The following is a 22,937-nucleotide window of genomic DNA, read 5'->3' on the forward strand; positions in this document are numbered from 1 at the left end:
TCGCTCGCTCTTCCTTGGATGAAGGAGTAGATGTGGATCGTCGTACTCTTCTTCGTGCCGCCGCCGTCGGCGCCGGCGCAGCGGCCTTCTCCGGTTCGCTGTGGCGGCAGGCCGCCGCCTATCCCGCCCTGCCCGGCCCCAGCCCGTACGGGTCCCTGCAGTCGGCCGACGCCAACGGCATCATGCTGCCGGCAGGCTTCACCAGCCGGGTGATCGCCCGCTCGACTCAAAAGGTGGCCGGCACCAACCACACCTGGCACAAGGCCCCGGACGGCGGCGAATGCTTCGCCGACGGAACCGGCTGGATCTACGTCTCCAACGCCGAGGTCGGCAGCGGTGGTGGCGGGGTCAGCGCGGTGAAGTTCAACAGCAGCGCCGCCATCACCGGGGCATACACCATCTTGTCCGGCACCAACCGCAACTGCGCCGGCGGCTCGACCCCGTGGAACACCTGGCTGTCCTGCGAGGAGGTCGACACCGGCTACGTCTACGAGACCGACCCGTGGGGCGTGAACCCCGCGGTCCAGCGGGCGGCGATGGGCCGGTTCAACCACGAGGCCGCCGCCGCCGACCCGGTCCGCAAGGTCATCTACCTGACCGAGGACAAGTCGGACGGGCGCCTTTACCGGTTCGTGCCCACCACCTGGGGCGCCCTGTCGTCGGGCACCTTGCAGGTGCTCAAGGAGGTCTCCGGCGTACTGTCCTGGGCGAACGTGCCCGACCCGGACGGCAGCCCCACCGCGACCCGCTACCAGGTGTCCGGGGCGAAGGTGTTCAACGGCGGGGAGGGCTGCTACTACCGGTCCGACATCTGCTACTTCACCACCAAGGGCGACAACCGGGTCTGGGCCTACAACGCGGCCGCCAACACCCTGGCCGTGGTGTACGACGACAACGTCTCCGGCGCCCCGCTGACCGGTGTGGACAACGTCATCTCCGCCGCCGTCGGCGACCTGTACGTGGCGGAGGACGGCGGCAACATGGAGATCTGCATCATCACCCCCGACGACATCGTCGCCCCGTTCCTGCGGGTGACCGGCCAAAGCTCGTCGGAGATCTGCGGGCCGGCGTTCAACCCCGCAGGAAACCGGCTGTACTTCTCCTCCCAGCGCGGCACCTCCGGGTCCAGCAGCGGCGGCATCACCTACGAGGTCACCGGCCCGTTCCGCACCTCCCTGTGACCAACACCGTCCGCATCGATCAATGACCGGGGCGGCGCGGGCTGTCCATACTCCACCGCAGCCCGCGCCGCCCCACCCACACTCAGCACGGCGAGCGCACCTCCAACACTGGCGGGGCACGCCAACGCCGGGTTCGTCGCCGCCGTGGGCGACCACAAGCCTCCAGGGTCCCGCTCACCTGCGCTGACCCCACCACCCATATCTCCGGGCTCGCCGCTCTGCCGAGAGTCGGCGAGAAGCGAGCCCCCACCCCGACTCCGGACTCTCGTCCCCGGCTGACGCTCCCCGCCCCGAATCCCCGTCATTTCCAGGAGTCCTCAGTGAACCCTGCCCTGTTCCCAGGAGGAATTGTGTCTCGTTCCCGTGCCCTGTCCCGGAGCCGCTGGTTCGGCCTGACCGCTGCGACACTGGCCGCCGTCGCACTGTCAACGACGGCGACAACCCCGGCTCACGCGACCCCGCCCAACATTCCCAGCAAAACCACCGCACAGTCCGAGCTCAACGCACTGACGGTTGCGGCCGAAGGCAGCATGACCGGCTATTCGCGGGACTTGTTCCCGCACTGGATCACCATCTCCGGAACCTGCAACACCCGCGAGACGGTGCTCAAGCGCGACGGCACAAACGTGGTCGTCGGCAGCGACTGCTACCCGGACTCGGGCAGCTGGCACAGCCCGTACGACGGCATCACCGAATACGCCGCGTCCGACATCGACATCGACCACGTGGTCCCGCTGGCCGAAGCCTGGCGCTCCGGGGCCGGCTCGTGGACGACCAGCAAGCGTGAGGACTTCGCCAACGACCTCGCCTACCCCCAGCTCATCGCGGTGACCGACAACGTCAACTCCTCCAAGGGCGACAAGGACCCGGCTGCCTGGAAGCCGCCGCTGTCCTCCTACTACTGCACCTACTCCAAGATGTGGATACGGTCCAAGTACCACTGGGGCCTGACCCTCCAGTCCAGCGAGAAGACCGCGCTGCAGAGCATGCTCAACACCTGCTCGTCGTGACCGAACTCGAGTCCGCCTTCACCGCTCCTCCTGATGGAGTGTGGACCGACGAGGTCGGCACGATCACCGGCGAGCTGGAACTGCACACGGTCTGCACCGACAAGGGATTGCTCATCGCCCGTGTTCGCTACGCCGGCGCGCTGGAGTGGTACACCGTCCGCGGTGGTCAGGCCCAGCTAATCGACATGCGCGATCACCACGCCGTGCACCAGTTGCTGGTGAACGTGCTCCATTACCCAGGCAGCTGAGCAACACCACCAACACCCACGCCCGGCTGGTCCACACTGATCAGCCAGGCGTGGGTGTCAGCACGTCCATGCGACCCCAGCCGCAGCTGTCGGTGACGGCTGGCGCGGGTCGCCACGCGGATGCGGGAGCGGTCTCGATGGACAATCCACCCGGGAGACGAGGCAGCCCCGTCCGTCGGTGCCGGTGCCGGCCGGCGGAAACTCCGGAATTCGGGTTCGGTGGGCGGTCGATCCACGGTTTCGTGAGCAGTTCCGCGTGATCACGAGCATCATCCGAGCAAAAGCCGGGCGATCACGAGCATCAGTGACGTTCAGTGATGGTCAGTTGCCGGATGCTCGCGGCTTTCCCCACTGGGCCGACCGACGGTCCAGGCTCGCCACGCCGTCTGCCAGTCGTCCGGACCGCTGGTGGGGATGGTGGAACCTGCCCAGGCGATGTAGCCGTCGGGACGGACGAGCAGTGCGGGGCCGGGGTCGGTGCGCCGGGCCTGCGCCACCGTGGTGTCGACACGGGGGGCGTCCATTTCGCGGATGAGCAGGAAGCCGGGGGTCCGCTGCAGTTCGGTGAACAGCGGGGGCCCGGAAGACGCGGCACAACCCCCGCCCCCGCACGTACGAGCGCCGCCGCGGCTGGAACCCACTCACGAAGAACTCAGTGGCCGACCAGTCCTGGCCGCAGCCCTTACGACCCCTCGGACGCGAGGCGGGGCGCCGGAGGCCTCGGCGTACTGTCCCGGGCCCACTCCGCCGACACGGTGAAGTTCGCCTCGGTGGCGGCCTTGGCGATGACCGCCCCCGCCTCCGCCGTGATCTTGATTCCGAACTGGACGCTCACCCGGTCAGGCGGCGCGGCCAACCCCCGCACCTGCCCGACCACGGCCTCGATCGCGGGGCGCATCCGCACCAGCGCCGTCTGCAGCGTCTCGGACGCGGTCTGTACGGCCTGCCCGGAACGCCCGGTGTCCACGACCCGGCCGCCCCTGCCGCCCCGGCCGTCCGGTCCGCCCTCTCCGGCCTCTCCGCCCCGACCGTCCTGCCCGACCGGCCCGCCCGACCGGCCCCATCCGCCCGGTTCGGCCGTCGGTCCGTCGTCCGGCACCTCCACGAACACCGAACCGCCGCCGTCCAACTCGAACCGTACGATCTGCGTCACGCCGTCCGCCCCTCCACCCATGGTCAACACCCTTCCCCACAAGGGATTTCGGGATAGTGCCCAGCATGGCACCCGGCTACCCGCGAGAGGCTGAGACCCGGGGCGCAGCCGCCGCACCGCGGGCCCCGGGACGGCAGGCCCGTTCGCTATCCGGGCACGGCTCTTTGGCCAACGGACGTTTTCCGGCCAACTTGTTGACGCGCTCCTGACATCCACGCAGCCTGATGTCACTCTTCCCTCGACCGCCCAACAGCGCCCCCCACAGCCTCAGCGCTGCGTCCCGGTCCGCACCTCGGCACGTCTCCCCCCAGGTACCACCTGTTCTGCCAGGTTCCACCTGTTCTGCGAACTGCTGTGTTCTGCCCGGCGGCATACCCCTGCCTTCCGGTCCCCCTGGCCACGCGACCCGGCGTGACCGCAGCAGAAGGAGTCCGCGTGAGACGCACCCCCCAGGCCCCCCGTCGCGCAGCGGCCGGGGCTTCTCCTGCCGGACGGCGGCGTGCCGTCACGACCGGCGCGCTGGTCGCCGTCACGGCGCTGGTCGCCGTCGGTGTCCAGACAGGACCCGCCAGCGCGCGGCCGGACGGTACCGCCCAGGCCGCCAAGGCCTACGCGCAACCCGACCCCGGCGCGCTGCCCGCCAAGCTCTCCCCCGCCCAGCGGGCCGAGCTGATACGCGATGCCAACGCGACGAAGGCGGAGACCGCCAGGTCCCTCGGCCTCGGCGCCAAGGAAGAACTGGTCGTCCGCGATGTCGTCAAGAACGCCGACGGCACGACCCACACCCGCTACGAGCGCACCTATGCCGGACTCCCCGTTCTCGGCGGCGACCTCATCGTCCACGAGACGGGGGCGGGAAAGGTCGAGGGCGTCACCAAGGCCGTCAAGTCCCGTATAGCGGTACGGGACACCAGCGCCGCCGTCACCGCCGGGGCCGCCGAGCAGCAGGCCGTCACGTCGGCGAAGGCGGAGGGCTCGAAGCGGACCGAGGCCTCCCGGGCGCCCCGCAAGGTGGTCTGGGTCGCCGACGGCAAGCCGCTGCTCGCCTGGGAGACGGTCGTCGGCGGACTGCAGCACGACGGCACCCCGAACGAGCTGCACGTCGTCACCGACGCGCGGACCGGGAAGACGCTGCACGAGTACCAGGCGGTCAACGAGGGCACCGGCAACAGCCAGTACAGCGGCCAGGTGACCATCGGCACCGCACCCTCGTACACGATGACCGACACCACCCGCGGCAGCCACAAGACGTACAACCTCAACCACGGCTCGTCGGGCACCGGAACGCTCTTCTCCGACCCCGACGACGTCTGGGGCGACGGCAATCCGTCCACCGCCCAGACCGCGGGCGTCGACGCCCACTACGGCGCCGCGCTGACGTGGGACTACTACAAGAACGTGCACGGCCGCAGCGGCATCCGCGGCGACGGCGTCGGTGCGTACTCCCGCGTCCACTACGGCAACAACTACGTCAACGCCTTCTGGCAGGACTCCTGCTTCTGCATGACGTACGGCGACGGCTCGGGCAACGCCAAGCCGCTCACGTCCATCGACGTCGCGGCCCACGAGATGACCCACGGCGTGACCGCGGCCACGGCCAAGCTCGTCTACAGCGGTGAGTCCGGCGGCCTCAACGAGGCGACCTCCGACATCTTCGCCGCGGCCGTCGAGTTCAACGCGAACAACCCCAAGGACGTCGGCGACTACAACGTCGGCGAAAAGATCGACATCAATGGCAACGGCACCCCGCTGCGCTATATGGACAAGCCCAGCAAGGACGGCTTGTCCAAGGACAACTGGTACTCCGGTATCGGGAATGTCGACGTCCACTACTCCTCGGGCGTCGCCAACCACTTCTTCTATCTGCTTTCCGAGGGCAGCGGCCAGAAGGTCGTCAACGGCGTCTCCTATGACAGCCCGACGTACGACAACCAGCCGGTTCCCGGAATCGGGAGGGCCAACGCCGAGAAGGTGTGGTTCAAGGCGCTGACCGAGCGCATGAGCGCCAACACCAATTACGCGGGAGCCCGTACGGCCACCCTGCAGGCCGCCGCGGACCTGTTCGGCCAGGGCAGCGCGACGTACAACACGGTCGCCAACACCTGGGCGGCGGTGAACGTCGGCACCCGGGTCTCCGAGGGCGTCTCCGTCACCAACCCCGGCAACCAGAGCAGCACCGTGGGCCAGCCCGCCGGCCTGCAGGTCAAGGCGACCAGCAGCGCCTCGGGCGCGCTGCGCTACTCGGCGACCGGCCTCCCGGCCGGCCTGTCCATCAACTCCTCGACCGGCCTCATCTCCGGTACCCCGACCACCGCGGGGACCAGCAATGTGACGGTCACGGTCACCGACTCGGCCAACAAGACCGGCACCGCCGCCTTCACCTGGACGGTGAGCACCAGCGGTGGCGGCAGTGTCTTCGAGAACACGGACGACGTCGCGATCCCGGACGCGGGGTCCGCGGTGAACTCGCCGATCAGCGTCAGCCGCACCGGCAGCGCGCCCAGCGCCCTCAAGGTCGACGTGGACATCGTCCACACCTACCGCGGTGACCTGGTGATCGACCTGGTCGCCCCGGACGGCACCGCTTACCGGCTGAAGGGATCGAGCGCGTTCGACTCTGCGGACAACGTCAAGGCGACCTACACCGTCAACGCCTCCTCGGAGGTGGCCGGCGGGTCCTGGAAGCTTCGCGTCCAGGACGTCTACGCCCGGGACACCGGCTACATCAACAGCTGGAAGCTGTCCTTCTGACGGGTAGTTGAGGAAAACCCCACGATCGGGCGGCGTCCGGGGAGCATCAATTCCCCCGGACGCCGCCCTCGTTCGTTTCCACGTGTATCGCTCTCGTCGCTATGCGCACGGTCCACGTGCGCCGGCCTCGTTCGTATTCCGAACCCTGATCTTTGGGTAACGGACCATTTCCCGCCAATGTGTTGTCAGACCCATGACATCCATGCGGTCCCAATGGCACTCTGCCCAAGCACCACATCAACACCAGCACCTCCTACCCCCCACACTTCAGGAGGAGTTCGAGTGAGCTCTGCCCACATATCCCGTAAGTCCCGCGCCAGACTCGCAGCCGCCGCATTCGCGGCAGGCGGTCTGCTCGCCGCGGGTGTCGCCAACGGCTCGGCCGACGCCGCACCGGCCCGCGCCGAATCGAAGGCCCGGCCCGCCGACTTCTCCGCCTCGCAGCGCGCCGAACTGCTGCGTGACGCCAACGCCACCAAGGCCGCGACAGCGAAGTCGCTCGGCCTCGGCTCGCAGGAGAAGCTGGTCGTCCGCGACGTCGTGAAGGACGCCGACGGCGCCACCCACACCCGTTACGAACGCACCTACGACGGCCTTCCCGTCCTCGGCGGCGACCTCGTCGTCCACGAGACGAAGAGCGGCAAGGCCGAGGGCGTCACCAAGGCCACGAAGGCCGAGATCCGGGTCGCCGGCACCAAGGCCGCCGTCTCCCCCGCTGCCGCGGAGAAGAGCGCGGTCGAGTCCGCCAAGGCGGCCGAGGGCTCCAAGGCGGCCAAGGGCGCCGAGCCCCGCAAGGTGATCTGGGCGGCCTCCGGCAAGCCCGTCCTCGCCTGGGAGACCGTCACCGGCGGCGTCCAGAAGGACGGCACGCCCAGCGAGCTGCACGTCGTCACCGACGCCCAGACCGGCAAGAAGCTGTACTCGTACCAGGCCGTTCACACCGGCTCCGGCGAGAGCCAGTACAGCGGCAAGGTCGAACTGGGCACCTCCAAGTCCGGCTCGGAGTTCTCGCTCACCGACGCCGACCGCGGCGGCCACACCACCAGCGACCTCGGCCACGGCCAGTCGGGCGAGGGCAAGCTGGTCACCGACGCCGACGACACCTGGGGCAACGGCAAGCCCGACGAGCCGCAGACCGCCGCCGTCGACGCCCACTACGGCGCGGGCCTCACCTGGGACTACTACAAGACCGTGCACGGCCGCAGCGGCATCAAGGGCGACGGCAAGGGCGCATCGACCCGCGTCCACTACGGCAACAACTACGTCAACGCCTTCTGGGACGACAGCTGCTTCTGCATGACGTACGGCGACGGAGAGGGCAACGCCAAGCCGCTCACCTCCATCGACGTCGCGGCCCACGAGATGACCCACGGCGTCACCTCCGCCACCGCCGGCCTGGAGTACAGCGGTGAGTCCGGCGGCCTCAACGAGGCGACCTCCGACATCTTCGCCGCGGCCGTCGAGTTCAACGCGAAGAACGCGAAGGACGAGGGCGACTACAACGTCGGCGAGAAGATCGACATCAATGGCAACGGCACCCCGCTGCGCTACATGGACAAGCCCAGCAAGGACGGCTCGTCCAAGGACGACTGGTACGAGGGCGTCGGCAACGAGGACGTGCACCACTCCTCCGGTGTCGCCAACCACTTCTTCTACCTGCTGTCCGAGGGCAGCGGCGCGAAGGAGATCAACGGCGTCAAGTACGACAGCCCGACCGCCGACGGCTCCAAGGTCGAGGGCATCGGCCGGGACAAGGCCGAGAAGATCTGGTTCAAGGCCCTGACCACCTACATGACCTCGACCACCGACTACCACGCGGCGCGCGAGGCGACGCTGAAGGCCGCCACCGATCTGTACGGGGCCGACAGCGCCGAGGCCAAGGGCGTCGGCAGCGCCTGGGCCGGCGTCAACGTCAAGTGAGCGAGTGAACGGTCGAGCGAGTCACCGTGACCGAGCGACCGACACCGAGTCGCCCTGACCGAGTGACCGAGTGACACATGAGACCGGGCGGTGCCCGGGGGCGTCCTTCCTCGCCCCCGGGCACCGCCCTTCCACATCGGTGGGGAGCCCGCGTCCGCGCTGTCGGCCCGCATCCACATCTGTGGGCCCGAGTCCGCCCGGCGCGCCGACGGCGACCGACGGTCAGCGCAGCAGCACTCCGGCCGCCTCACGCGTGGCCTCCGAAGGGGCCGCGACCAGCCCGGTCTCCGCGCTGCCGGCCAGCAGCGGGTGCGCGGGCAGGATCCGTACGGTGTAGCCGAACGGGCCGGTCCGGTTCAACACGAGCGGCCCCTCGTACAGCCGGCGGCCCTCCGTGTCCGTTCCACCGGCCGGTTTCAGCGCCACCGCCACCGCGTCCCTGATCCGGTCCTCGGCGTCGACCCGCCCCGCCACGGCCTGCACCTCCACGTCCTCGGGCCTCAGACCGTCCAGCGCCACCCGGACCCGCAGCGACAGCGTGGACCCCAGCTCCGCGCTGCCGCCCACCTCCATGGCCGCGCCGGCCTCCACATGGTCGACCGCGACCCGCGGCCAGGCCGCGCGCACCCGCGCCTTCCACGCGGCCAGGTCCCGGGCCGCCTCGGCGTCGAGCGCGCGGTGGGAGCGGGCGGCCGGGGCGTACAGCCGCTCCACGTACTCACGGACCATCCGCCCGGCGAGGACCTTGGGGCCGAGCGAGACCAGGGTCTGCCGGACCATCTCGATCCAGCGGTCGGGCAGTCCGCTGCGCCCCCCTTGGTCGTAGAAGCACGGCGCGACCCGCTCCTCCACCAGCTTGTAGAGCGCGTCCGCCTCGAGGTCGTCCCGCCGCTCCTCGGTGGTGGCCGAGCCGTCGGCGGTGGGGATCGCCCAGCCGAAGTCGGCCTCGTACCACTCGTCCCACCAGCCGTCCAGCACCGAGAGGTTGAGGCCGCCGTTGAGGGCGGACTTCATTCCCGAGGTGCCGCAGGCCTCCAGCGGGCGCAGCGGGTTGTTCAGCCAGACGTCGCAGCCGGGGTAGAGCTTCTGGGCCATCGCCATGCCGTAGTCGGGCAGGAAGGCGATGCGGTGCCGCACCCGCGGGTCATCCGTGAACTTCACCAGCTCCTGTACGAGCCGTTTGCCGCCGTCGTCGGCCGGATGCGCCTTGCCCGCCACGACGATCTGGACCGGCCGCTCGGAGTGGAGCAGCAGCCGCATCAGCCGGTCCCGGTCGCGCAGCATGAGGGTGAGCCGCTTGTACGAGGGGACGCGGCGCGCGAAACCGATGGTGAGCACGCCGGGGTCGAGGACATGGTCGATCCAGCCGAGTTCGGCGGTGCCGGCGCCGCGCTGCCGCCATGACGTGTACAGCCGCTTCCGTACCTCCTCCACCAGCTGTTCGCGCAGCGTCCGGCGCAGCTCCCACAGCTCGGCGTCGGGGATGTGGGCGAGGGCGTCCCAGCGCGGCGCGGCGCCGGTGGCGAGGGCGTCCTCGGCCCGGTCCACGCCGAGCCGGCCGGCGCGGAGCCGGCGGACCTCGGGGGCGACCCAGGTCGGTGCGTGCACCCCGTTGGTGACGGAGGTGATCGGTACCTCCTCGGGGTCGAAGCCGGGCCACAGACCGGCGAACATCTCCCGGCTGACCTTGCCGTGCAGGGTGCTCACACCGTTGGCCCGCTGGGCCAGGCGCAGCCCCATCACGGCCATGTTGAAGAGGTTGGACTCGCCGCCGGGGTAGGTCTCCATGCCCAGCTGGAGGATGCGGCCGAGGTCGACACCGGTCAGCTCGCCGCCGTCGCCGAAGTGGCGGGCGACGAGGTCGCGGTCGAAGCGGTCGATGCCCGCGGGCACCGGGGTGTGGGTGGTGAAGACGGTTCCGGCGCGTACGGCTTCCAGGGCGGCGTCGAAGTCCAGTCCCTGTTCGCCGAGTTCGCGGATCCGCTCCAGGCCGAGGAACCCGGCGTGCCCCTCGTTGGTGTGGAACACCTCGGGCGCGGCGTGCCCGGTGAGCCGGCAGTACGCCCGGACGGCCCGGACGCCGCCGATGCCGAGCAGCATCTCCTGCAGGAGCCGGTGTTCGCTGCCGCCGCCGTAGAGCCGGTCGGTGACGTCACGCTCGCCGGGTCCGTTCTCCTCCACATCGGAGTCGAGCAGCAGCAGCGGCACCCGGCCGACGTGCGCCTGCCAGATGTACGCGTACAGGGACCGGCCGCCGGGCAGGGCGAGAGCGATCTGGCTGGGCCTGCCGTCGGACTCGCGGAGCATGGACAGCGGCAGCTCGTTCGGGTCGAGCACGGGGTACTGCTCCTGCTGCCAGCCGTCGCGGGAGAGGGACTGCCGGAAGTAGCCGTGCCGGTAGAGCAGTCCGACGCCGATCAGGGGGGCACCCAGGTCGCTGGCGGCCTTGAGGTGGTCACCGGCGAGGATGCCGAGGCCGCCGGAGTACTGCGGAAGGGCTGCGGTGATACCGAATTCGGGCGAGAAGTAGGCGACGGCGGCGGGCAGCTCGGGGTCCGCGCTCTGGTACCAGCGGGGGCCCGCGAGGTAGTCCTCCAGGTCGTCGGCCGCGGCCGTGAGCCGACGGAGGAATCTTCGGTCCTCGGCGAGAATCCCCAGCCGGGCGGCGGACACCGAGCCGAGCAGCCGCAGCGGGTCGCCGCCGGCGGCCTGCCAGCCGTCCGGGTCGACGGCCTGGAAGAGCTCACGGGTCTCGGGGTGCCAGGACCAGCGCAGATTGCGCGCCAGTTCGCTGAGCGGTCGTAGAGGTTCCGGAAGGACGGGGCGCACGCTGAATCGACGAATGGCCTTCACAGTTCCTACCATTTCAGGGCGAGCGGCTGATTTCAGGACTGCACATCCGAATTGCAGGCGGCCTTCACAATTCCCGCCATCTCGGGGCGCGCACCAGGCAGCAGGGGCGCACATCCGGACTGCGGGTGGCCTTCTTCCAGCGACGGTAGCCGCGTCCCGCCTCCGTCATCCACGGCGCGCGCCCCGCAACGCCTCCATGCGCCCGAACGGTCGCAATGCCCCAAGGTGGCCGGAAATCGCCGCACCCTGCCCGCACGCTCCTCCGGCCGCGTGGCCGATTGCTGCTGCACAAAGTCTTGTACCGGCCGGTAGATAAGGAGACGCTGACGCACATCGAGTCGAGGTCGACGAGGGGAAAACAGCACATGGCACTGACGCGAAACCATCGTCTGCGGCTCACCGGAGCTGTGACAGCGGTCTCCACGGCGGCGGTACTTTCGGCCACCCTGCTACCCACGAAAGCCGTCGCCACCGAAGAGCGAATAGTGGGCGCCGGGTCGCCCGGCGCGGTCGGCAACAGTTTCATCGTCACGTTGAAGTCCGGCTCCGATGGAGTCGACGCGTCTTCCGAAGCGGGCAAGGACCTGGCTCGGAAGTACGGCGCGAAGGTGGGTCACACGTACACCTCCGCCCTCAACGGCTACGCGGTGAAGGTCGACGAGGCACAGGCCAAGCTACTGGCGGCCGACCCGATGGTGGCCTCGGTCACACAGGACACCGAGATCTCCATCGATGGCACCCAGAAGAACCCCCCGTCCTGGGGCCTCGACCGGATCGACCAGCCGAGCCTGCCGCTGAACAATTCCTACAGCTGGCCGGACAGCGCCGGCTCGGGCGTGAAGGCGTACGTCATCGACACCGGTGTGCGCACCTCGCACGCGGACTTCGGCGGCCGGGCGACCAGCGGTCATGACTTCGTCGACCAGGACAACGTTGCCGACGACGGCAACGGCCACGGCACGCATGTGGCCGCCAACATCGCCGGCAGCTCGCACGGCGTGGCGAAGAAGGCGGACATCGTCGCCGTACGAGTGCTGGACGACGAGGGCTCCGGCACCACCGCGCAGGTGATCGCCGGCATCGACTGGGTGGCCAAGCACGCCCAGAAGCCCGCGGTGGCCAATATGAGCCTCGGCGGTGTCGCCAACCCCCAGCTGGACGAGGCCGTACGCAATGCCATCGCGTCCGGCGTGACCTTCGCTGTCGCGGCGGGCAACGACGGCGTCCCGGCGGACCTCTTCTCACCCGCCCGGGTGAGTGAGGCCATCACCGTCGGGGCGACCGACCGGAGCGACAACCGGGCGTCCTTCTCCAACTGGGGCTCCAAAGTCGATCTGTTCGCGCCGGGTGTCGACATCACCTCGGCGTGGAACTCCTCCGACTCGGCGACGAAGACCATCTCCGGCACGTCGATGGCCACCCCGCACACGGTGGGCGCCGCCGCTCTCCACCTCGCCGACCATCCGACGGCGTCCCCGGCCGATGTCGGCAAGGCGCTGACGGCGAAGGCGGCCTCCGGCAAGGTCAAGAATCCGGGCCTGACCTCCCCCAACCTCCTGCTCCAGGTGAACAACTGACCGACTGACAGCAGAAAACGACGGTCCCGGACCGGTCCCGCCCACTCGGCGCGGGACCGGTCCGGGCTTTTTGCCATTACGCCCCGGTAGCACACCTGTCGCCGGATTGGCCTCCCATTCCCCGTGGGCAGGCTCCTTGGCGGTAACGAGTCTCGCGCCACACGCCACACCGAGCAGGACCCAGTCGGCCACCTGAGTGAACGCGGACAGGAGCTGCCATGCCCGCAGCCAACACATCGTCAACGAAACAGATAGAAAGTACAAAAGCCCACAAAGTGGCTGACACTGCAACACCACCAGGTGATCCCGTGATCGGACGCATTCCCGTTCTGGACATCCGCCCGCTGGTCGACTGCGGGCGCCGCCCTGCGAAGGCGGTGGTCGGCGAGAGTTTCGAAGTCAGTGCCACCGTCTTTCGCGAAGGGCACGACGCCGTCGCAGCGAATGTGGTCCTCCGCGATCCGGCCGGACGCGCCGGCATGTGGACCCCCATGCGCGAACTCGCTCCCGGCACCGACCGCTGGGGCGCCGAGGTCACGCCCGACGCCGAGGGCCGCTGGACGTACACGGTCGAGGCCTGGAGCGATCCGGTCGCCACCTGGCGGCACCACGCCGGGATCAAGATTCCCGCCGGGATCGACACCGCGCTCGTACTCGCCGAGGGCGCCGCCCTGCACGAGCAGGCCGCTGCCGGGGTCCCCAAGAGCGAGGGGCGCGAGTGCGTGCTGCGCGCCGTCGACGCGCTGCGTGACGAGGGGCGGCCCGCCGCCGCACGGCTGTCCGCGGCCCTGGCTCCCGAGGTCGTCGCCACCCTCCGCCGCCATCCGCTGCGCGAACTGGTCAGCACCTCCCGCCCGCTGCCCCTCCAGGTGGAGCGGCAGCGGGCGCTCTACGCTTCGTGGTACGAGCTCTTCCCGCGCTCCGAGGGCGCGGTCTTCGAGGAAGGACGGCCTCCGGTCGGCGGGACCTTCCGTACGGCCGCCGAGCGGCTGCCCGCCGTCGCGGCGATGGGCTTCGACGTCGTCTACCTACCGCCGGTCCACCCGATCGGCACCGCCTACCGCAAGGGTCCGAACAACTCCCTGTCGGCCGGGCGCCACGATGTCGGCTCCCCCTGGGCGATCGGCTCCGCCGAGGGCGGGCACGACGCGGTCCACCCCCGCCTCGGCACGCTGGAGGACTTCGACCACTTCGTGAAGAGGGCGCGCGATCTTCGGATGGAGGTCGCGCTGGACTTCGCCCTGCAGTGCTCGCCCGACCACCCCTGGGTGGAGAAGCACCCCGAGTGGTTCCACCACCGGGCCGACGGCACGATCGCGTACGCCGAGAACCCGCCGAAGAAGTACCAGGACATCTATCCGATCGACTTCGACACGGATCTGAGCGGGATCGTCCGCGAGACGCTGCGCCTGCTGCGCTTCTGGATGGGCCACGGAGTGCGGATCTTCCGGGTCGACAATCCGCACACCAAGCCGGTGTCCTTCTGGGAGAAGGTCATCGGCGAGATCAACCGCAACGACCCAGACGTGATCTTCCTCGCCGAGGCGTTCACCCGGCCCGCGATGATGCACACCCTCGCGGCCATCGGCTTTCAGCAGTCGTACACGTACTTCACCTGGCGCAACACCAAGCAGGAGCTGACCGAGTACCTCGGCGAACTGTCCGGCGACGCAGCTTCGTACATGCGCCCGAATTTCTTTGTGAACACCCCCGACATCCTGCACGCCTACCTCCAGGACGGCGGGCGGCCCGCCTTCGAGGTGCGCGCCGTCCTCGCCGCCACGCTCTCCCCCGCCTGGGGCGTCTACGCCGGGTACGAGCTGTGCGAGAACACACCGCTGCACCCCGGCAGCGAGGAGTACCTGAGCTCGGAGAAGTACGAGCTGCGCCCGCGCGACTGGGAGGCGGCCGAGCGCGAGAACCGTACGATCGCGCCGCTCATCTCCACGCTCAACCGGGTCCGGCGCCGGCATCCCGCGCTCCAGCAGCTGCGCCACCTGCACTTCCACCCGGTCGACAACGACGCGGTGATCGCCTACTCCAAGCGCGCCGGAGGCGGCAGCCAGGACACCGTTCTCACCGTCGTCAACCTCGACCCCCACCACACCCAGGAGGCCACGGTCTCGTTGGACATGCCGGAACTCGGCCTCGACTGGCACGAGTCCGTGCCGGTGCGCGACGAGCTCACCGGCGAGACCTACCACTGGGGCAGGGCCAACTATGTGCGCCTCGAGCCGGGCATCACGCCCGCGCACGTTCTCACCGGCTGGGGATCCGGGAGCCCGCGGCACCAGCCGTCGGCAGCCCGGCCCCAGGGAGAGCACAAGGCCCTGCGACCGTCCTCACCGATCGGAGGGTCACCCACAACATGATCGTCAACGAGCCCGTCCAGGACACCTTCGAGGACACTCCGGCCAAGGACCGCGATCCCGACTGGTTCAAACGCGCGGTCTTCTACGAAGTGCTGGTGCGGTCCTTCCAGGACAGCAACGGCGACGGCGTCGGCGACCTCAAGGGGATCACCGCCAAACTCGACTATCTGCAATGGCTGGGCGTCGACTGCCTCTGGCTGCCGCCGTTCTTCAAGTCGCCGCTGCGCGACGGCGGCTACGACGTCTCGGACTACACCGCGGTGCTCCCGGAGTTCGGTGATCTCGCCGACTTCGTGGAGTTCGTCGACGCCGCGCACCAGCGCGGTATGCGCGTGATCATCGACTTCGTCATGAACCACACGAGCGACCAGCACGAATGGTTCCAGCAGTCGCGCAGTGACCCCGACGGGCCGTACGGGGACTACTACGTCTGGGCGGACGACGACAAGCAGTACCAGGACGCCCGGATCATCTTCGTCGACACCGAGGCCTCCAACTGGACCTTCGACCCGGTCCGCAAGCAGTACTACTGGCACCGGTTCTTCTCCCACCAGCCGGATCTCAACTTCGAGAACCCGGCCGTCCAGGAGGAGATCGTCTCGGCGCTGCGCTTCTGGCTCGACCTCGGCATCGACGGGTTCCGGCTCGACGCAGTGCCCTATCTGTACGCCGAGGAGGGCACCAACTGCGAGAATCTGCCGCGCACGCATGAGCTGTTGAAGCGGGTGCGCGCCGAGATCGACACGCACTATCCGGACACCGTGCTGCTCGCCGAGGCCAACCAGTGGCCGGAGGACGTCGTCGACTACTTCGGCGACTTCCGCAAGGGCGGCGACGAGTGCCACATGGCCTTCCACTTCCCGGTGATGCCGCGGATCTTCATGGCCGTACGGCGCGAATCCCGCTACCCCGTCTCGGAAATCCTCGCCAAGACCCCGGCCATCCCCTCCGGATGCCAGTGGGGAATCTTCCTGCGCAACCACGACGAGCTCACGCTCGAAATGGTCACGGACGAAGAGCGGGACTACATGTACGCGGAGTACGCCAAGGATCCACGGATGCGCGCCAACATCGGCATCCGCCGGCGGCTGGCCCCGCTGCTGGACAACGACCGTAATCAGATCGAGCTGTTCACCGCTCTGCTGCTGTCCCTGCCCGGCTCGCCGATCCTCTATTACGGCGACGAGATCGGGATGGGCGACAACATCTGGCTCGGCGACCGCGACGCGGTGCGCACACCGATGCAGTGGACCCCGGACCGCAACGCGGGCTTCTCCTCCTGTGACCCCGGCCGGCTCTCGCTGCCGACCATCATGGACCCGGTCTACGGCTACCAGGTCACCAACGTGGAAGCGTCGATGAGCAGTCCGTCGTCGATGCTGCACTGGACCCGCCGGATGATCGAGATCCGCAAGCAGAATCATGCCTTCGGCCTCGGCTCGTACACCGAACTGCCCTCCAGCAACCCGGCTGTACTGGCCTTTCTGCGCGAGTACAAAGACGATCTCGTTCTGTGCGTGAACAATTTCTCTCGTTTCGCGCAGCCGACCGAACTCGATCTCCAGGCCTTCAACGGCCGGCATCCGGTGGAACTGATCGGCGGGGTGCGCTTCCCCGCCATCGGTGAGCTGCCCTATCTGCTGACGCTCGCCGGACACGGCTTCTACTGGTTCCGGCTCCGCAAGCCGGGAACCGCCGTCACGACGGCCAACGCAGCCGTCACGAGCTGACGGTCACCGCCCACGGCGGAATGGCATATGCGGATTCCGCAGGGAATTCCATTTCCGGTTTCCACCGGCCCGCCGTGGGCACTCTCACCTAGTACCGCGCAGCGAATAGGCCAATCGCCTTACCTGTACGGACGATCCTCACCCGACACGTCCCGCACCGCCGGACAGCTATTGCCGCAATCCGGGACACTCTGCCCATTCTGTGGTGTGCCCGGGGAAAGGACGCGACGCCATGTCGGAAGGCTCGACCCGCGCCAACCCGACCCGTGCGGCCACGGCCACCCCTGTCCCCGTGGCTCCGGCCATCGGGCCTCCCAGAGCGGTGCTGCCCTCGCTCGTACCGCTGCTGCGCGAATGGCTCCCCCGGCAGCGGTGGTTCGCCGGCAAGGGCCGACCCATCACGGGCTTCTCCCTCGTCTCCGCCACGGAGCTGCTGCCCTGCACGGCGAGCGGCGCCACCCCCGGTCTGCTCCATCTGCTCGTTCAGGCCCAACAGACGGGCCCACCGCGGGCTCAGCCCGGCGAGTCGGACTGCTATCAGCTGCTGCTGGGCATCCGCTCCGCGCTGCCCTCGCAGCTCGCCCACACGCTGATCGGCCGGCCCACCGGCGGCCCGCTGCACGGCCGTACGGTCTACGAGGCCCTCCAGGATCCGCGGCTCGCCGGGCTGCTGCTCGAACGGCTCAGAGTGCCGGGACGGCTAGGCGCGCTGCGCTTCACCCGGGCTCCCTCGACGGCCATTCCCTCCGGGCTCACGCCCCGGCCGATCGCCGTGGAGCAGTCCAACTCCTCGGTGGTGTACGGCGATGCGTACATTCTCAAGGTCTTCCGGCGGGTCGGTGCCGGGATCAACCCCGATCTCGAGCTGCCGCTCGCCCTGGCTGAAGCCGGATGCCGGCGGGTGCCGCACCCCACCGCGTGGTTCGAGACGACCGCCGAGTCGGCGCAGCCGGGCGGGCCGGCGGCCGAGCCGCTGACCCTGGGCGTCCTGCAGCCGTTCCTGCCCGGCTCCGCCGACGGCTGGCAGCTCGCCCTCAACTCCCTGTCCGTACGCGCCGACTTCACGAGTGCGGCACGCGCGCTGGGCCGGGCCACGGCCGAGGTGCACACCGCGCTGGCCGCCGCGCTGCCCACCGCGGTGCTCCGCAGACAGCAGATCGACGTACTCGCCGCGGGTATGACGGAACGTCTGGACGCTGCCGCGGCCGCGGTTCCGGCGCTGCGGCCCTACCGCGACCGGCTGCGCGCCGCCTTCCACGACTTGGCCGCGCTGGGCAGGCGCGGCCGCACGTGGCCGGCGCAGCGGATACACGGCGATCTGCACCTCGGGCAGACGCTGCGGACCGCCCAGGACGGCCGTTGGGCGCTGATCGACTTCGAGGGGGAACCGGCCCGGCCCATCGCCGAGCGGCGCCGGCTCCAGCCGGTGGCCCGCGACATCGCGGGCATGCTGCGCTCCTTCGACTATGCGGCCCGTACGCACCACCCGGCACCGGACACCTCGGCCTGGGCCCAGGAGTGGGCGCTGCAGAACCGTGCCGCCTACTGCGACGGCTACGCGGCGGCATCGGGCGTCGACCCGCGCGACGAGCCGGAGCTGATGCGCGCCTACGAGACCGACAAGGCGGTGTACGAGGTGCTCTACGAGGCGCGGCACCGGCCGGACTGGCTGCCGGTCCCGATGGCGGCGATCCAGCGCCTGGCGGGAATGCCGGACGGTCTGCGCGGGCCGGCCGGGTCGGCGGGCCGGAGGGCGGCGGAGGGGCGGCCTGCCGGGGGACGTCGGCCGGCTCCGGACATGCCGCCCGCGCCGCCCGCATGACTTCCCGGCACCGGGCTACCCGTCGCCCGGCGGGGCGCCGGTCCGGAACCCCGTCCGAGCCCCGGTCCCCGATGCCCTGTGCGAGGCCCGGCCCGATGCCTCGTGCGAGGCCCGGTCCGAAGCCCCGTGCGAGGCCCGGTCCGGAGCCCGGTCCGGTGCCCCGTCCGAAGCCGGTCTCCCGTGCCCGGGAGCACGTCCCGCCGCTGAAGTGCGTACGCCCGCCGTTCGCTCGTCCGAGGAGGACCCACCCGTGAGCCCCCGTCGTCCCTCGCCCCACCCCCGCCCCTCCCAACCCCCCGTCGCCCGCCCCGCGAACGCGCCGCGGCCCACGGCCCCTCCTGCAGAGCGGCCGGCGCGCGAGCGTGACCGGCCGGCTCAGGCGGTCCCGGCGCCGGTCCAGGCGGCGGTGCCCGCGCCGGAGGTCCGTCCCGGTGTCCGGGCCGCGCCGCCGCTGGACCCCGGGGAGCGGCACCGGCTGCTCAGCGGCTCGCATCACGATCCGCACGGGCTGCTCGGTGCTCACCAGGCCACCGGCGGTGTCCTCTTCCGCGCCCTGCGCCCGTTCGCACGCTCCGTCGCGGTCGCCGCCGACGGGCTGCGCGCCGAACTGGTCTCCGAGGGAGACGGTCTTTTCGCGGCCGTGCTGCCGCTGAACGCGGTCCCGGAGCACCGGCTCCTGGTGACGTACGGCGGAGAAGGCGGAGACGGCGGCAACGGCGACAACGAGGCCGGCGGACAGGACACCCACGCGGCCGAGGAGATGGAGTTCCACGACCCGTACCGCTTCCTGCCCGCCCTGGGGGAACTCGATCTGCATCTGATCTCCGAGGGCCGCCACGAGCAGCTCTGGCAGGCCCTCGGAGCCCACCCGATGACCCATCAGGGCGTGACCGGCACCCGGTTCACCGTCTGGGCACCGAGCGCCCGCGGCGTGCGTATCGCCGGGGACTTCAACTACTGGGACGCCACCGGGTTCCCGATGCGCTGCCTCGGCTCCAGCGGCATCTGGGAGCTGTTCCTGCCGGGCGTCGGCGAAGGCGCGCTCTACAAGTTCGAGATCGCCCGCCCCGACGGATCCCGTACGCTGCGCGCCGATCCGATGGCCCGCCGAACCGAGTGCCCGCCCGGCACCGCCTCGGTCGTCACCGCCTCCCACCACACCTGGGACGACGAGGAGTGGATGGAGCACCGCGCGGACCGCCGGGCCCATCAGTCGCCGCTCTCCGTCTACGAGGTCCACCTCGCCTCCTGGCGGCCGGGGCTGACGTACCGACAGCTCGCCGAGCAGCTGCCCGCGTACGTCAAGGACCTCGGCTTCACCCACGTCGAGCTGATGCCGGTCGCCGAGCATCCGTTCGGCGGCTCGTGGGGTTACCAGATCACCTCGTACTACGCGCCGACCGCCCGGCTGGGCTCCCCCGACGACTTCAAATACCTCGTCGACGCCCTGCACCGGTCCGGCATCGGCGTGCTCGTCGACTGGGTGCCGGCGCACTTCCCCAAGGACGACTGGGCGCTGGCCCGGTTCGACGGGACGCCGCTGTACGAGCACCCGGATCCCAGCCGCGCCGAGCACCCCGACTGGGGCACGCTCGAGTTCGACTACGGACGCCGCGAGGTCCGTAACTTCCTTGTCGCGAACGCCGTCTACTGGTGCGAGGAGTTCCATATCGACGGCCTGCGGGTCGACGCGGTCGCTTCGATGCTCTACCTCGACTACTCGCGCGAGGACGGCCAGTGGTCGCCGAACGAGTACGGCGGCCGCGAGAACCTCGACGCCGTGAGCTTCCTCCAGGAGATGAACGCGACCGTCTACCGGCGCTGCCCGGGAGTGGTGACGATCGCCGAGGAGTCGACGGCCTGGGACGGCGTCACCCGCGCCACCCACCATGTGGGGCCGGGCGGCTTCGGCGGGCTCGGCTTCGGCCTCAAGTGGAACATGGGCTGGATGCACGACTCGCTCGGCTATATGAAGCACGAGCCGGTGCACCGCAAGTACCACCACAACGAGATGACCTTCTCGATGGTGTACGCGTACAGCGAGAACTACGTGCTGCCCATCTCCCACGACGAGGTCGTGCACGGCAAGCAGTCGCTGGTGACGAAGATGCCGGGCGACTGGTGGCAGCGCCGGGCCAACCATCGCGCCTATCTGGGCTTCATGTGGGCCCACCCGGGCAAGCAACTGCTCTTCATGGGGCAGGAGTTCGCCCAAGGGGCGGAGTGGTCGGAGGTGCACGGCCCGGAGTGGTGGCTGCTGGACGACACCTATCACTCGGCCGGGGACCACCGCGGCGTACGCGACCTGGTGCGCGACCTCAACCGCGGCTACGCCGATCATCCCGCCCTGTGGGAGCGGGACACCGACCCGTCGGGCTTCGCCTGGGTCGTGGGCGACGCGGCGGAGGACAATGTCCTCGCCTTCCTCCGCCTCGACGCCTTCGGCAACCCGCTGCTCTGCGTGAGCAACTTCTCCCCGGTGGTCCGCCACGCGTACCGGCTCGGCGTCCCGGAGCACGACGCCGGGTGGCAGGAGATCCTCAATACGGACGCGGCCCGCTACGGCGGCGGCGACGTCACCAACCCGGACCTGCTGAAGCCCGAGCCGACTCCCTGGCACGGCCGCCCGAGCAGCATCCTGCCCGCCCTCCCGCCGCTGGCGACGATCTGGCTGCGGCCGGCCTGACACTCCGCTGCGCCCACTCGCCCCGACCACAGGCCGTTCACCGTGACGGGCTCACCGGATGGGCGCGGGTGGACGAGTAGCGGCCCGTGGCAGCGGCTTCCGTGGCGGACGACCGGTCTCCTCATTCCTTGAGGACCGGTCGTCCGCCGGGCTGCCGCACCGCGGGCCGTCCCGTCGGCGAAGGAGCGGTCAGACGGTGACCGACTCCCTGGCGGGGTCGCCGCGCTGCTCCGGAACCTCGGCGGGCGGAGCGCTGTGCCCGTCGTCCACCAGCGTCTTCTCGTCGAACGGCAGCTTCCCTGTGAGCACTTCGTCCACCCGTGCCCGGTCGATCTCCTTGGTCCACGTACCGACGAGCACCGTCGCCACCGCGTTGCCCGCGAAGTTCGTCAGGGCCCGCGCCTCGCTCATGAAGCGGTCGATACCGACGATCAGGCCGACACCGTCCAGCAGCTCGGGCCGGTGCGACTGGAGGCCTCCCGCGAGAGTGGCCAGGCCCGCGCCCGTGACGCCCGCGGCGCCCTTGGACGCGATGACCATGAAGATGAGCAGTGAGATCTGCTGGCCGATCGAGAGCGGGTCGCCCATTGCCTCGGCAACGAACAGCGAGGCCATGGTCAGGTAGATCGCCGTGCCGTCGAGGTTGAAGGAGTAGCCGGTCGGCACGGTGATGCCGACGACCGGCTTGCTCACACCGAGGTGCTCCATCTTCGCGATCAGCCGCGGCAGCGCCGACTCCGAGGAGGAGGTCGAGAGGATCAGCAGGAACTCCCGCGCCAGGTACTTCAGCAGCGCGAAGAGGTTCACCCCGGCGACCAGCCGCAGCAGCGCGCCGAGAACGACTACCACGAAGAGCAGACAGGTGACATAGAAGCCGATCATGATGACGGCGAGGGACTTGAGCGCGTCGAGGCCCGTCTCCCCGACCACCGCGGCGATCGCGCCGAAGGCACCGACCGGCGCCACCCACATGATCATGGCGAGGACGCGGAAGACCAGCCGCTGGATGTGGCCGACACCGCGGAGCACCGGCTCGCCCGCGGAGCCCATCGCCTGGAGGGCGAAGCCCACCAGCAGCGCGACCAGCAGCGTCTGAAGCACCTCGCCGCCGGTGAAGGCGGAGACCAGGGTGGTCGGGATGATGCCCAGCACGAAGTCCGCCGTGGACCCGGCGGCGCCCTCGGCCTCCGCCGCACCCGCGCCGCGGACGGCCTCGGTCAGCTGGAGCCCGGAACCGGGCTCGAGGATGTTCCCGACCACCAGGCCGATCGCCAGCGCGACGGTGGACATCACCATGAAGTAGCCGAGCGCCAGCCCGCCCACCGCGCCGACCTTGGCGGCCTTCCGTACGGATCCGACGCCGAGCACGATCGTGCAGAAGATGATGGGCGAGATCATCATCTTGATCAGGTTCACGAACCCGGTGCCCAGCGGCTTGAGCTCGACGGCCGCGCCGGGGGCGGCGAAGCCCACCGCGATACCGAGAAGCACGGCGCCGATCACGGCGATATAGAGGTAATGGGTCCGGTCGCGCTTCTTCGCCTGTCCCGGCTTTCCCTTGCTCTCCGGCGGTTCCGGCTGTTCCGGCGTCGGTCCCTGTGGCAGAGTCTGCGCAGCCACGGTTGTCTCCTTGT

Annotated in this window: 14 protein-coding genes; 10 read left to right on the forward strand and 4 right to left on the reverse strand. The window is 69.9% G+C overall.

The features are described from left to right. Window positions 1-32 precede the first annotated feature (32 nt). From ABZW18_RS03895 to ABZW18_RS03905, 3 genes are all read left to right on the forward strand, one after another. The gene (locus ABZW18_RS03895) at window positions 33-1,181 is read left to right on the forward strand and encodes an alkaline phosphatase PhoX (protein WP_356181644.1); all 1,149 of its coding nucleotides are present in this window, start codon (window positions 33-35) and stop codon (window positions 1,179-1,181) included. Between the two features lie 422 nt (window positions 1,182-1,603). Then, window positions 1,604-2,191 (forward strand): HNH endonuclease family protein, encoded by a 588-nt coding sequence (locus ABZW18_RS03900; protein ID WP_356181758.1) that lies wholly within the window; start codon window positions 1,604-1,606, stop codon window positions 2,189-2,191. Further along, window positions 2,188-2,439, forward strand: a complete 252-nt coding sequence (locus tag ABZW18_RS03905) for a hypothetical protein (RefSeq protein ID WP_356181647.1) — start codon at window positions 2,188-2,190, stop codon at window positions 2,437-2,439. Before ABZW18_RS03900 ends, ABZW18_RS03905 begins: the two co-directional genes overlap by 4 nt. A gap of 311 nt (window positions 2,440-2,750) precedes the next feature. Here the strand turns inward: ABZW18_RS03905 and ABZW18_RS03910 are convergent, their stop codons facing one another. Continuing rightward, a complete protein-coding gene (locus ABZW18_RS03910) occupies window positions 2,751-2,963 on the reverse strand; it encodes a hypothetical protein (protein WP_356181650.1) in 213 nt (70 codons plus the stop codon). Window positions 2,964-3,121: 158 nt separating this feature from the next. Further along, complete coding sequence (locus tag ABZW18_RS03915) at window positions 3,122-3,592, reverse strand: CU044_2847 family protein (protein WP_356181653.1); 471 nt, start codon at window positions 3,590-3,592, stop codon at window positions 3,122-3,124. A 537-nt stretch (window positions 3,593-4,129) separates the two neighbouring features. Between ABZW18_RS03915 and ABZW18_RS03920 the strand changes: the two genes are divergently transcribed. Continuing rightward, the gene (locus ABZW18_RS03920; protein ID WP_356181760.1) at window positions 4,130-6,343 is read left to right on the forward strand and encodes a M4 family metallopeptidase; all 2,214 of its coding nucleotides are present in this window, start codon (window positions 4,130-4,132) and stop codon (window positions 6,341-6,343) included. 213 nt (window positions 6,344-6,556) lie between these two features. Beyond that, window positions 6,557-8,263 (forward strand): M4 family metallopeptidase, encoded by a 1,707-nt coding sequence (locus ABZW18_RS03925; RefSeq protein WP_356181656.1) that lies wholly within the window; start codon window positions 6,557-6,559, stop codon window positions 8,261-8,263. A 222-nt stretch (window positions 8,264-8,485) separates the two neighbouring features. Here ABZW18_RS03925 and glgP read toward each other — a convergent pair whose 3' ends face one another. Beyond that, window positions 8,486-11,116 (reverse strand): alpha-glucan family phosphorylase, encoded by a 2,631-nt coding sequence (gene glgP / locus ABZW18_RS03930; RefSeq protein WP_356181658.1) that lies wholly within the window; start codon window positions 11,114-11,116, stop codon window positions 8,486-8,488. A 365-nt stretch (window positions 11,117-11,481) separates the two neighbouring features. Here glgP and ABZW18_RS03935 point away from each other — a divergent pair, with 365 nt between their 5' ends. The 5 genes from ABZW18_RS03935 (at window position 11,482) to glgB (ending at window position 21,303) form a co-directional block, all read left to right on the forward strand. After that, on the forward strand, window positions 11,482-12,693 hold the full coding sequence (locus ABZW18_RS03935) for a S8 family peptidase (RefSeq protein WP_356181661.1): 1,212 nt from the start codon (window positions 11,482-11,484) through the stop codon (window positions 12,691-12,693). Between the two features lie 308 nt (window positions 12,694-13,001). Further along, window positions 13,002-15,065 (forward strand): alpha-1,4-glucan--maltose-1-phosphate maltosyltransferase, encoded by a 2,064-nt coding sequence (locus ABZW18_RS03940; RefSeq protein ID WP_356181663.1) that lies wholly within the window; start codon window positions 13,002-13,004, stop codon window positions 15,063-15,065. Further along, window positions 15,062-16,795 (forward strand): maltose alpha-D-glucosyltransferase, encoded by a 1,734-nt coding sequence (treS, locus tag ABZW18_RS03945; RefSeq protein ID WP_356181665.1) that lies wholly within the window; start codon window positions 15,062-15,064, stop codon window positions 16,793-16,795. Before ABZW18_RS03940 ends, treS begins: the two co-directional genes overlap by 4 nt. A 232-nt stretch (window positions 16,796-17,027) precedes the next feature. Continuing rightward, a complete protein-coding gene (locus tag ABZW18_RS03950; protein ID WP_356181667.1) occupies window positions 17,028-18,617 on the forward strand; it encodes a phosphotransferase in 1,590 nt (529 codons plus the stop codon). 406 nt (window positions 18,618-19,023) lie between these two features. Then, entirely contained in the window at window positions 19,024-21,303 is a 2,280-nt protein-coding gene (glgB, locus tag ABZW18_RS03955; protein WP_356181669.1) for a 1,4-alpha-glucan branching enzyme, read from the forward strand. A 189-nt stretch (window positions 21,304-21,492) separates the two neighbouring features. Here the strand turns inward: glgB and ABZW18_RS03960 are convergent, their stop codons facing one another. Further along, entirely contained in the window at window positions 21,493-22,812 is a 1,320-nt protein-coding gene (locus ABZW18_RS03960) for a cation:dicarboxylase symporter family transporter (RefSeq protein ID WP_356181762.1), read from the reverse strand. Window positions 22,813-22,937: the final 125 nt, after the last annotated feature.

Source organism: Streptomyces sp. NPDC004647 (genome assembly GCF_040609575.1).
Classification (GTDB): Bacteria; Actinomycetota; Actinomycetes; order Streptomycetales; family Streptomycetaceae; genus Streptomyces.

Coding starts and splice junctions, on each gene's coding strand:
- ABZW18_RS03910 (WP_356181650.1), bottom strand. CDS start 2,963: ATGGACGCCCCCCGTGTCGACACCACGGTGGCGCAGGCCCGGCGCACC.
- ABZW18_RS03925 (WP_356181656.1), top strand. CDS start 6,557: ATGGCACTCTGCCCAAGCACCACATCAACACCAGCACCTCCTACCCCC.
- ABZW18_RS03935 (WP_356181661.1), top strand. CDS start 11,482: ATGGCACTGACGCGAAACCATCGTCTGCGGCTCACCGGAGCTGTGACA.
- treS (WP_356181665.1), top strand. CDS start 15,062: ATGATCGTCAACGAGCCCGTCCAGGACACCTTCGAGGACACTCCGGCC.
- ABZW18_RS03950 (WP_356181667.1), top strand. CDS start 17,028: ATGTCGGAAGGCTCGACCCGCGCCAACCCGACCCGTGCGGCCACGGCC.